This is a genomic window from Allobosea sp. P1_A7 (assembly GCF_056406775.1).
The window spans coordinates 21,332-31,956 of record NZ_JBFTZN010000129.1; the positions used below are offsets into that span (position 1 = coordinate 21,332).

Below are 10,625 nucleotides of genomic sequence, written 5' to 3' on the forward strand. Positions count from 1 at the left end.
GCAGCGAACGTTGCTGCTGGCGTGCCGGGCTCTCCCTCAAGCCGCATGGCCCGGCGTTGAGCCTGGGCCTACGGCAGGTTTTGGTCGTCCCACGCCACGGGGAGCTCCGGCATGAGCGAGCACGTCATCGGACAGGTCCCAGTCATCGAGCAGGCACAAGGTATCGAGCAGGTCACCGCCACTCCGACCGCCTTGCGCCTGATCGCGCGGCTGCAGGCCGAGCACGGAGACATTCTGTTTCATCAGTCGGGAGGCTGCTGCGATGGCTCCTCGCCGATGTGCTATCCGCAGGGCGATTTCATCGTCTCCGATCAGGACGTGAAGCTGGGCGAGGTTGGCGGCGTTCCGGTCTATATCAGCGGTTCGCAATTCGCTCTCTGGCGCCATACCCAGCTCATCATCGACGTCGTCCCTGGGCGCGGCGGGATGTTCTCGCTGGAAAACGGCACCGAGCAGCGCTTCCTCACGCGCTCGCGTGCCTTTTCCGGCGAGGAGATGTGCCGCCTCGACGGCGGAACAATCAGCTCCGCCAGCTGAGCTGGGTCCGGCCGGCCTCACGGCTCGGCGATGATCAGCCGCAACGAACCATCGAAAGCCGCTTGCCGGCGCAATGCCCCGTGACGCGTGTCCCAGCTGCCGTCTTCGAGCGCGCGCTGGAGATCGGCGACATAGCCCGCGCGGACCGGCTCGCCGACGAAGCTCCAGGCCGAATTCGCCGCCCGGGCACCGGCCTCGAGCAGGCGTTCCGGGCGCCCATAATAGGCCTCGTTGAAACCGTCCCGGCAGTCGAAGGGAATGGCGACCGGGTCGGCGCGCGTCTGGCCGCCGAGCAATGTGCGGATCCGGCCAAGCGCGGGGTAGCGGCGGGCCTCGGTGGCGAGAACCTCGGGCGCGTAATCGTTCAGCCAGAAGCGTTGCACGAGATCGGGGTCGCAGCTCAGGATGATGACCCGTCCGCGCGTCACGCGCCGCATATCGGCAAGCCCGGCCTCCAGGTTCTTCCATTGATGGATGGAGAAGGTCGTCATGCTGGCGTCGAAATGCCCGTCCGGGAAAGGCAGCGCCTCGGCGACCGCGTCAATGGCAGGGGCGAGATCGGCGGGACGTTGGGCGCGCATCGAGGCCGAGGGCTCGACGGCCGTGACGTCGCGATCCCGCGGTTCGTAGGAGCCTGCGCCGGCTCCGACATTCAGCACGGTCCGCGCGGTGCCGAGGGCCTGCTCGATCTGGGCGGCAATTGCCGGCTCGGGCTGCCGATACGCGGTATAGCCCGCGCCGATGACGCCGTAATTCGCGTCCCCGGCGCTGCCGTCCGCTTGGCGTGGATTCACCGAACCGACCGTCATCGAGACCTCCCTGTTGCGTCAAAGGGGCTGGCAGATGCGTGCGGGCCTTGCGCCGCGCATCGCCTGCGTTCCGTTAACTCAGTGCACAGCCACCTGCCTTCCTCGACCCGCCCATGAAGACACGGGATCGACTGAAAGCTGGCCGGCCATGGCGGTTCTTCTAGAGGTACACTGCCCCTCATGCTATCGAGTTAAAATCCGATCATGGTGAGCTAAACTCACGGACCATCAGTCATGCCGCGCAAGCTTCCGCCGCTTTCCGCCCTCAGGGCCTTTGAGGCGACGGCGCGTCTCGGCTCGGTGACGCGTGCGGGCGAGGAGCTCGGCCGAACCCATGGCGCGGTCAGCCGCCAGCTTCGGAGCCTGCAGGATCATGCGGGTGTGGAGCTTTTCGAGAAGGCGGGGACCGGCTTGCGGCTGAATGAACGCGGCGAGGCCTTGCGGCAGGTCGTCGCCGGATCGCTCGATGCGCTCGAGCAGGGCTGGCTGCGCGTGCTGGAGGAGGCGCGCGGGCCGAGCGTGCATGTGGCCTGCAGCGCCACCTTCGCCATGCGCTGGCTCGTGCCGCATCTGCAGGGCTTCTACCGTCGCCATCCCGAGATCCGGCTACGCCTGTCGATGACCTCCGCGCAGGAGATCAGGCACCAGGGCGCCGATCTGGTGCTGGTCTGGGATCGCCGCTCCTATCCCGCGCGCGACCGGGAGAGGGCGATCCGCCTGACCGATATCGCCTTCGGGCCCGTCTGCGCTCCCGGGCATGCGATCACGCGGGACGGCGAGCGCCTGGTCTGCTCGACCCGGATTGCCCATGAGCACAGCGCGAGCGCCTGGGAGACCTGGCAGGTCAATACGGGCCTGACGGCGAGCCACGAGGCGGAGCTCTTCTTTCCGCACACGCATCTCTGCATCGAGGCGGCGCTGGCGGGCTTGGGCGTGGCGCTTGTCGAGCAGCGCATGGTCGGGGAAGACCTTGCGGCCGGCAGGCTGGTTGCGCCTTGCGGGTTTGTTCCGTTCGCCGATGGCCTTGCCGCCATCCCCGCCAGGGATCATGGCGTTTCACCGGCCGCGCGCGCCTTCCTCGTCTGGATCGCCGAAGAATTTGCCGCCGAAGCTGCCGCCCCCTGAGCCGTCGCCTGTCGCCGAGATCGCGGGAGACGGCGTGTCAGGAACCGGCGCGTGTCCGATGGAGCGGCAGGATGGCATCGCGCGTCAGCGGGGCGAGTTCGGGATGGGGCGCGCAAGCCGGATCGAACCGGATCAGCTCCGCGATCTCCGCGGCGGGGGCGAGCGTCCGATCCGTGGACAGGCTGAACAGCTCCGCCTCGACGGTAAAACCCTGCTCATGGGCTGCAGGCGCCGCGAAACAGCCGAGATAGCGCGGCGACGACGGCGCGACGACAAGGCCGAGTTCTTCGTGCAGCTCGCGTATCAGCGCCGCCAGCGGCGTCTCGTCGGGCTGGATCTTGCCTCCGGGCTGCATGAAGGCGCTGGTGCCGCGCTTCCGCACCAGGATCAGCCGGTCCTGTCGGTCCGTGAGCAGGGCGGCCGCGATCCTGATCGTCGGCGGGGTGTTCAAAGGCATCTGTCCGGCAGGCCGATTGGTCAGTTCCTTCAGTTGGAGAGACCGGTCTTGGCGACGAGCGCCGGGTCCGGGCGATAGAGCGCGGGATACAGGCGCTTCAGGCTTTCGATCTTCGGCAGGTCGTTGATCACGATATAGGGGTGGCTCGGGTTCTTCGTCAGGAAGTCCTGATGATAGGCCTCGGCCGGGTAGAAGGGCCGGTCCGGCTCGATCTTGGTCACGATCGCCGCGTTAAAGGCCCTGGCCTGGTTGAGCTGGGCGATATAGGCCTTGGCGATCCGGGCCTGGTCCGCATTGGTCGGGAAGATCGCCGAGCGGTACTGCGTGCCGATATCGGGACCCTGGCGGTTGAGCTCGGTCGGATCATGCGCTGCCGAGAAATAGACCTGCAGGATGCGCGCATAGCTGATCTTGCGCGGATCATAGGTGATCTGGACGGCTTCGGCATGGCCGGTACGGCCCGAACCGACCTGCTCGTAGCGGGCGGTCGCCTTCTCGCCGCCGGCATAGCCGGAGACGGCATTGCTGACACCGTCGACATGTTGGAAGACGCCTTGCACGCCCCAGAAGCAGCCGCCGGCCAGGACAGCGACTTCGGACGTGGCTTGCGGGGCCGGTTCAGCGGCCGACAGGGCGGGAATCGCGCGGGGTGCATTCTCGGCGGCCGATGGTGAAATCCGCAGGCCGAGGCCGACGAGCCCGATCAGCGCCAGGGCGGCGAGGGCAGGCCGGCCGTAGCGCGCGACGGGCGATCCGGCGGTCTTGGCGCGTGGATGTGTCATGTCCAATCTCCCTGTTCAGCCGAAGGTGAAGGCATAGGCCTGTACGCCGGGGTCGAGGAAGCGGATCTCGAACAGGCGATCGCCGACCTCGCCCTTCTGGCGTATGAGCTGGTGGAGCCGCTGCTCGCTCACAATCCCCTGGCCGTCGGCATCGCTGTCCATGCCATGGTCGTCGCCGGGCGGGGCGCCGTCGATGGTGACGCGAAAGCGCACCGGTTTGCCATCCGCTCCCGGGCCGAGAACCAGATGCAGGTCGCGCGCATGGAAGCGGAAGCCGATGCTACCATCCTTGTCGTCCAGCGCGGCGTGCTCCGCACCGATCGTCCAGCCGCCTGACAGGCCCCATTCATTGAGCCGGGGCTGGCCCAGCGCATAGGTCCGGTGCGTGTCCTGGACGATCCCGCCGGGCGAGACGAAGTTTTCCGCCCGCTCATAGCCCAGATAGGTCTCCGGCGAGCGGACATTGCCGGCATCGGATGCGGCTTCCGCGCCGACGGCCTTGACCGCAACGAGTTCTGTCGGCGTACCGGTCCTGCCGGCCTCGGCCAGCAGCGTCTGGATCACCCGTTCGGAGGCGTCATAGTCCCCCTCGCCGAACTGATGGTGGCGGACCCGGCCTCGCGCGTCGATGAAGTAATGCGCCGGCCAATAGCGGTTCTTGAAGGCGCGCCAGATCGCAAAATCATTGTCGATCGCGACGGGGTAGCCGATCTGAAGATCGTTCACCGCCTTCTTGACGTTGCCGATGGTCTTCTCGAAGGCGAATTCCGGCGTATGCACGCCGATCACCATCAGACCCTGATCCTTGTACTTCTCGGCCCAGGCGCGGACATAGGGGATCGTCCGCAGGCAGTTGATGCAGGAATAGGTCCAGAAATCGATCAGGACGACCTTGCCCTTGAGCTGCTCATTGGTCAGCGGCGGCGAGTTCAACCATTCGACCGCCCCCGCCAGCACCGGCATCACGCCCTCGACGGGCAGTTCGTCACTCGCCTGCGCAGGCTTGCCCTGCATCATCATGGCGTTGCCGCCCGTCATGGCCGGGTTCGCGGCCATCATGGCGGGGTTGGCGCCCGTCATCGCCGGGCCGCCCTGCATGGCCACCGGGGACTGTCCGGGCGCCTCTGTTTCCGGCCGGAGCCGGTCGACCAGCCGTTGCTCCAGCGCCGATGTGCTCGCCAGCGAGACGCGTGTCAGGAAGCCGGTGTCGAGCCCGAGCGCGATCGCCGCGACCGAAGCCAACACCGCAACACCCATACCCCGCCGTAGCCACTCGCCGGCGCCCAGCGAGCGCTTCATGGCGGAAAAGACCCGGCCGCCGACCAGGAGCGCCAATGCGAGCGAGGTTGCAGCTCCGGCGGCATAGGAGAGCAGCAGGAGCGAAGTGCCGGCATTCGCCCCCTGCAGGGCCGCTCCGGTCAGGATCAGTCCGAGAACCGGCCCGGCGCAGGGCGCCCAGAGCAGGCCGGTTGCGACGCCGAGCAGCAKCGAAGGCGCGACTGCGCCCTTGCCCTGTTCCGCCTGCTCGGAGAGGCGGCCGCCGAGCGCCACCAGCGGGCGTGTCGCCCAGTCCGAAAGGGAGGGGAACAGCAGCGCGAGCCCGAAGACGGCGAGCAGGCCGATTGCGATCAGCCGGCCATATTGGTTGGCTTCGACGGCCCAGCTGCCGCCGACGGCCGCCAGCGTCGCGATGCCGGCGAAGCTCGCGGCCATGCCGACGAGCATCGGCAGCCCGCTGCGCAGGAAGGGCTGGCCCGCACGGGCGAAGACGAAGGGCAGGACAGGCAGGATGCAGGGGCTGACGATCGTCAGCACACCGCCGAGATAGGCGAGCAGGAACAGGGTCATCGCTGCCGCTCTCAGGCCGCCATCGGCTTGAAGGTCATGGAAACGCCATTCATGCAGTAGCGCAGGCCGGTAGGCTTCGGACCGTCGTTGAAGACATGGCCCTGGTGGCCGCCGCAGCGGCTGCAATGCACGCTCGTGCGCTGCATCCCGAGCGAGTTGTCGGTCTCGGTGCCGACCGCCTTGTCCAGGGGCGCCCAGAAGCTCGGCCAGCCGGTGCCGCTGTCATATTTCGTGGTCGAGGAGAAAAGCGGCTGGTCGCAGCCGGCGCAGGCGAAGTCGCCACGGCGCTTCTCGTTCAGCAGCGGGCTCGTATAGGGGCGCTCCGTGCCGCTCTGGCGCAGGACGGCGTATTGCTCGGGCTTGAGCAGGCGGCGCCATTCGGCGTCGGTATGGGTGACGGGGAAGGTCACCTCGGAACGCGCGATGAGGGCCAGCAAGGGCGATGATGCCGCCGCAAGGCCTGCGCTTCTCAGCAGGATATGTCGCCTCGTCATCATGGTGCTGGCCTCCCGCTCCGGGATGATTCCTGTGTCCCCGAACAAGCTAGCGACGAGACCGCTATTCTTCCATGGGCATAGCGCTCACCGCGCGACCATGTGATCGCTGCGTGATGTCGCAATCTCATCCCGGCCGGCTATCGCGAAGGGGCGATGACACGGGGCCGCGAACGGCCCGGCGCTGTATCCATGAGGGCGCAACGCGGGGCCGCTACACGCATTGCGAGAAGCCCGCGCCGAAGGCACTCCCGCCCCGCGGCGGCCAACGGGACGGATGCGGCTGGACCAGATCGGCACCACGTCAATCGCAGCCGGGCGGGGCTTCCGGAGCTGGGGCAATGTCGCGGGGGCAGGATGGCACGTCTACAAGCCAGCTGCGGCTTGCCTTCTGGGTGTAAAGCGACACTTGACGCGTGACGGCTGCGGGCCTACATCGTCGGCGTGGACATCGAGAGCATCAGGCATAAGGCGCTCCGGACGTTCGCGGAGACAGGGAGAGCCAAGGGGGTGCCTGGCAATCTCGTCGGACGACTTCGGAATATGCTGGCCTATCTGGCCGTGATCGAGGCAGTCGAAGAACTGAACATTCCGCCCAATTTCGGCGCTCACCTTCTGACTGGCGATCGCTCTGGCGTTTGGTCGCTCACGGTCACGAAGAACTGGCGAATGACCTTTCACATCAACGAGGCGGGCGCGATCGAGGACATCGATCTGGAGGATTGTCACTGATGGCCATCAAGCTTCATCCAAGCTTCGCCGTCCACCCGGGGGCGTGGCTTAAGACCGAGTTCGTCCTGCCGCATGGGCTGAGCGTAACCGTCACCGCGGAGAAGTTGGGCGTGACCCGTCAGGCCATKAGCAATCTTCTGAACGGCAAGGCCGGCTTGTCGGCCGAGATGGCGATCCGCTTCGAGAAGGCGTTCGGCGTCCGCGCCGATACGATGCTGCGGATGCAGGCGGCGCATGATCTCGCCGAGGCCAGGGCCCATGAAGACGACATCAAGGTGCAACGGATCGCCGTGGCTGCCTGAGGCCGTCTATTTGCGGCTCCGTTCATTCGTCTCCCGGATCAGCGCGATCAGCGCGCGCAGGCCCGCCGGGACGTGCCGGCGGCCGGGATAGTAGAGACAGAGGCCGGGAAAGGGCGGGCTCCAGTCCTCCAGCACCGGGATCAGTGCCCCTGAGGCGATATGCGGTGCGACCGACCATTCGCTGAGATAGGCAAGACCGGTCCCGGCCAGGGCCGCCTCCAGCATCAGGGTCATTTCGTCGAGGGTGAGTGATCCCGGCACATCGATCTCGACCTGCTCGCCGCGCTGCTCGAACTCCCAGTGATAGATCGCGCCGCTCGCCATCCGCGCGCGGATGCATCGGTGCTGGAGCAGGTCGCCCGGCACGACAGGCCTGGTGCGCCCCTGGAAATAGCCGGGCGATCCGACCACGACCTGTCGCAAGGCGGGGCCGATCGGAACCGCGATCATGTCCTGCGGGACCGTCTCCGCCAGCCGGATACCGGCGTCGAAGCCCTGTCCGACGATGTCGACCAGGCGTCCCTCGGTGACGAGCACCACGTTCATGTCCGGGTAGCGCCTGAGATAGTCCAGGATCACCGGCGTCAGGACCATTCGCGCCGCGCCGGCCGATGTGTTGATCCTCAGCGTGCCGGCCGGGGTTTGCCGATGGCTGTTGATGCCCTCGATCGCGCCGCTGATCTCGGCGAGCGCCGGAGCGATCCGGGCGATGAATTGCTCGCCGGCATCGGTCATCGCAACGCTTCGCGTCGTTCGGTTGAACAGCCGCACCCCCAGTCGCGCCTCCAGCGCAGCCACAGCATGGCTCAGCGCCGAGGAGGACATGCCGAGTTCGGTTGCGGCTGCCCGGAAGCTGCCGAGCCGCGCAACGGCGGCGATCGCGTCGTATTCGCCGAGGCCTGTCTTCATTGTCCCGAATTCCGCATCACTTCATGCCGCTTTATCCTGATTATCCAATCGATCCGAGCGGCCTATCTCGGCTTCATCAAACCCGAGGCACCGGAGGCCAGCCATGAAGACCATCGACACGATCTATATCGACGGGGCGTTCGTCACGCCGCACGGAACGGAACTCTTCGACCTCCACAACCMGGCGACCGGCCGCGTGATCGGCCAGGTCCAGCTCGGCGACGAGATCGACACCCGCGCCGCGATCGCAGCCGCCAAGCGCGCCTTTCCCGCGTTTTCACGCAGCTCGAGGCAGGAGCGCATCGCCTTGCTCAATCGGTTGGCCGACGCGGTGCAGGCGCGCAGTGCCGAGCTGACCGAGGCCGTGATCGAGGAATATGGGGCGCCCATATCCCGGGCGGAGTGGATGTCGGACTATGCGGTCGGCGGTTTCCGGCTCGCGGCGCAGACGCTGGAGACCTATGAGTTCACCCGCCGGATCGGCTCGGCGAAGGTGACGATGGAGCCGCTCGGCGTCGTCGGGCTGATCACGCCCTGGAACGCCAATGCCGGCTTCATCTGCAACAAGCTCGCGATGGTGATCGCCTCGGGCTCGACGGCCGTGATCAAGCCCAGCGAGATGAGTGCGATCCAGACCCAGATCGTGACCGAGGCCCTGCACGAGGCCGGTGTTCCCGCCGGTGTGTTCAACATCGTCACCGGTCGCGGCGAGGTCGTTGGGGCAGAGATCAGCGCACATCGCGATATCGCCAAGGTCTCGTTCACGGGATCGACCGCGACCGGCCGCGCAATCCTGCGTGCCGGGGCCGAAACGATGAAGCGCGTGACGCTCGAACTTGGTGGAAAATCGCCTATGGTCATTCTCGACGATGCCGATTTCGCTGAAGCCGTGCCCTTCGCATTGATGGCCGGCTTCATGAACAGCGGCCAGGCCTGCATCGCCGGCACCCGTATCCTGGTGCCGCGGGCGAGGCTCGCGGAGTTCGAGGCGGCGATCAAGGCGGCCGTGGCGGAGGTCAGGTCGGGCGCCCCGCGCGATCCGGAAACGGCGATCGGCCCGATGGTCAGCCAACGGCAATGGGACCGCGTCCAGTCCTATATTCGCAAGGGAAGCGAGGAAGGGGCGACGCTCCTAATCGGAGGCGAAGGACGGCCAGAAGAGACGAAGGATGGCTGGTTCGTGCGGCCGACCGTCTTCACCGATGTCCGCAACGACATGACCATCGCGCGCGACGAGATCTTTGGGCCGGTCCTGTCGATCATCCCCTATGGCACCGAGTCTGACGCGATCGCGATCGCAAACGACACCGATTACGGCCTCCACGCCTATGTCGCCKGTTCCGATCCCGCTCGCGCGCAGGCCGTGGCGGACCAGCTGGTCGCCGGGCGCGTCGTCATCAACGGCGCTCCCATGGAGCCGATGGCGCCGTTCGGCGGCTTCAAGCAATCCGGTATCGGGCGCGAGAACGGCGTGTTCGGGCTCGAGGCCTATCTCGAACCCAAGGCGGTGATGGGCTGATCGGGGCAGGCTAGTATCCGGGGCCCGGCTGAACGGCGGGCCCCTGCCTCCACCCGCACGCGGTTCAGGCGTTGATCGCGGGATGGAGCAGGTTTTCCAGGCCGATAGTGCGGTAGATCTCGCGGCGCATGCGGTCGGCGACGCCGTTGACGATCTCCGCGCCGTCCTGCGACGGGTCGACATGGACGCGGAACGGGCGTTTCCCGAAAGGCGCGTCGACGACCCGGACGATCGCGCGGGCGACCTCGTCCGGGTCGGCATCGGCGGGTTCCAGACCGGCGAGGCCCTTGAGCGCCTTGTCGGCGATGCCGGCATAGGGGCCTGACGCATATTCCGCCGCGCGTGCCTCGTCAGTCCGCTGGTTTTCACCGAGCGCGACCGGGAACGGCAGATCACCCCGCCTTCCGTGGTGACCGTGACCGGCCCCGAGACGAATGTCGCCTGCGCCTGCCTCGGCCTCGGGATCATTCAGGTCCCGCGCTACCGCGTCGCACCCGAACTGGCCAGCGGCGCGCTCGTCGAGATCCTGGCGGACTATCCTCCGACCCCGTTGCCCGTCCATGTCCTCTATTCGCATACGCGCCAGCTTTCGCCGCGCGTGCGCGTCGTCATCGACTGGATGGCGGAACAGTTCCGGTCCCGCACCATGTAGGGCGGGGAGGCCGCTTGTTGGTATGGTGACGGGGGCGTGGCGCGCCCGAAACCGAGCCTATGATTCTCAAACAGCAGCATCGGCTGCCACCGCCGAAGCGCAGGCACCAGGCGCTGCCCCGTTCATGGCGGTGGGGAGCTCCTGTGCGTTGGGCCCGGCGGCCGCAGTCGGGCTCAGAACCGTTTCAGGCCCTGTGCCGAAGCGTGCGCAACTGGCGCTCGAGAAGCATCAGCCGGATGCCGTGCTGTTTCTGAATGCGGCACATGTCTTCGAGTATGGCCAGCAATTGTGCCATATTGACACCGGCTCGGGCTGGCTCGGGCTCAAGGCCAAGCCGCTGAAACAGGGAGGGGTTTTCGACCAGGCGAGGCATATCCGGCATGGTGTGATCCTCATTTCTGGTGCCCATTGGGCTGTCTTCACGGCCCCGAGGTGTTCCATTCCGGAACACCTCACGCC

Annotated in this window: 13 protein-coding genes and 1 pseudogene; 7 read left to right on the top strand and 7 right to left on the bottom strand. The window is 66.8% G+C overall.

The features are described 5' to 3' along the window. Window positions 1-111 precede the first annotated feature (111 nt). Window positions 112-537 carry a DUF779 domain-containing protein gene (locus AC1D34_RS21355; protein WP_476825245.1) on the top strand — a complete coding sequence of 142 codons (426 nt, stop codon included), beginning with the start codon at window positions 112-114 and terminating at the stop codon, window positions 535-537. A gap of 17 nt (window positions 538-554) precedes the next feature. On the opposite strand, the gene AC1D34_RS21360 is transcribed toward AC1D34_RS21355, so the two are convergent. Beyond that, window positions 555-1,346, bottom strand: coding sequence for a class I SAM-dependent methyltransferase (locus AC1D34_RS21360; protein ID WP_476768961.1), 792 nt, complete (start codon window positions 1,344-1,346; stop codon window positions 555-557). A 234-nt stretch (window positions 1,347-1,580) separates the two neighbouring features. Between AC1D34_RS21360 and AC1D34_RS21365 the strand changes: the two genes are divergently transcribed. Then, entirely contained in the window at window positions 1,581-2,471 is an 891-nt protein-coding gene (locus tag AC1D34_RS21365) for a LysR substrate-binding domain-containing protein (RefSeq protein ID WP_441504692.1), read from the top strand. Between the two features lie 37 nt (window positions 2,472-2,508). Here AC1D34_RS21365 and AC1D34_RS21370 read toward each other — a convergent pair whose 3' ends face one another. The 4 genes from AC1D34_RS21370 to msrB are packed head-to-tail and all read right to left on the bottom strand — an operon-like array spanning window position 2,509 to window position 6,052. After that, window positions 2,509-2,922: an NUDIX hydrolase gene (locus AC1D34_RS21370; protein ID WP_441504691.1), complete on the bottom strand. Its 414-nt coding sequence runs from the start codon at window positions 2,920-2,922 to the stop codon at window positions 2,509-2,511. Window positions 2,923-2,957: 35 nt separating this feature from the next. Continuing rightward, a complete protein-coding gene (msrA, locus tag AC1D34_RS21375) occupies window positions 2,958-3,710 on the bottom strand; it encodes a peptide-methionine (S)-S-oxide reductase MsrA (RefSeq protein WP_441488615.1) in 753 nt (250 codons plus the stop codon). 15 nt (window positions 3,711-3,725) lie between these two features. Next, on the bottom strand, window positions 3,726-5,558 hold the full coding sequence (locus AC1D34_RS21380; protein WP_476825246.1) for a cytochrome c biogenesis protein DipZ: 1,833 nt from the start codon (window positions 5,556-5,558) through the stop codon (window positions 3,726-3,728). Between the two features lie 11 nt (window positions 5,559-5,569). Then, on the bottom strand, window positions 5,570-6,052 hold the full coding sequence (gene msrB, locus AC1D34_RS21385) for a peptide-methionine (R)-S-oxide reductase MsrB (protein WP_441488839.1): 483 nt from the start codon (window positions 6,050-6,052) through the stop codon (window positions 5,570-5,572). 444 nt (window positions 6,053-6,496) lie between these two features. On the opposite strand from msrB, the gene AC1D34_RS21390 reads away from it, so the two are divergent. Together AC1D34_RS21390 and AC1D34_RS21395 are read left to right on the top strand one after the other, a co-directional pair. Then, window positions 6,497-6,784, top strand: coding sequence for a type II toxin-antitoxin system RelE/ParE family toxin (locus AC1D34_RS21390; protein WP_441488613.1), 288 nt, complete (start codon window positions 6,497-6,499; stop codon window positions 6,782-6,784). Continuing rightward, window positions 6,784-7,086, top strand: coding sequence for a HigA family addiction module antitoxin (locus tag AC1D34_RS21395; protein WP_476825247.1), 303 nt, complete (start codon window positions 6,784-6,786; stop codon window positions 7,084-7,086). The genes AC1D34_RS21390 and AC1D34_RS21395 overlap by 1 nt, the downstream gene beginning before the upstream one ends. Window positions 7,087-7,092: 6 nt before the next feature. On the opposite strand, the gene AC1D34_RS21400 is transcribed toward AC1D34_RS21395, so the two are convergent. After that, window positions 7,093-7,995 carry a LysR family transcriptional regulator gene (locus tag AC1D34_RS21400; protein WP_441504689.1) on the bottom strand — a complete coding sequence of 301 codons (903 nt, stop codon included), beginning with the start codon at window positions 7,993-7,995 and terminating at the stop codon, window positions 7,093-7,095. A 103-nt stretch (window positions 7,996-8,098) separates the two neighbouring features. Here AC1D34_RS21400 and AC1D34_RS21405 point away from each other — a divergent pair, with 103 nt between their 5' ends. Then, window positions 8,099-9,514, top strand: a complete 1,416-nt coding sequence (locus tag AC1D34_RS21405; protein ID WP_476825248.1) for an aldehyde dehydrogenase family protein — start codon at window positions 8,099-8,101, stop codon at window positions 9,512-9,514. A 64-nt stretch (window positions 9,515-9,578) separates the two neighbouring features. Here AC1D34_RS21405 and AC1D34_RS21410 read toward each other — a convergent pair. Further along, window positions 9,579-9,866, bottom strand: a pseudogene (locus AC1D34_RS21410) (oxidoreductase); the annotation flags it as partial. Window positions 9,867-9,929: 63 nt separating this feature from the next. On the opposite strand from AC1D34_RS21410, the gene AC1D34_RS21415 reads away from it, so the two are divergent. Then, window positions 9,930-10,166 (top strand): LysR substrate-binding domain-containing protein, encoded by a 237-nt coding sequence (locus AC1D34_RS21415; protein WP_476825249.1) that lies wholly within the window; start codon window positions 9,930-9,932, stop codon window positions 10,164-10,166. Between the two features lie 193 nt (window positions 10,167-10,359). Then, window positions 10,360-10,625 (top strand): hypothetical protein (locus AC1D34_RS21420; RefSeq protein WP_476825250.1); only part of this gene is annotated, 266 nt, incomplete at its 3' end.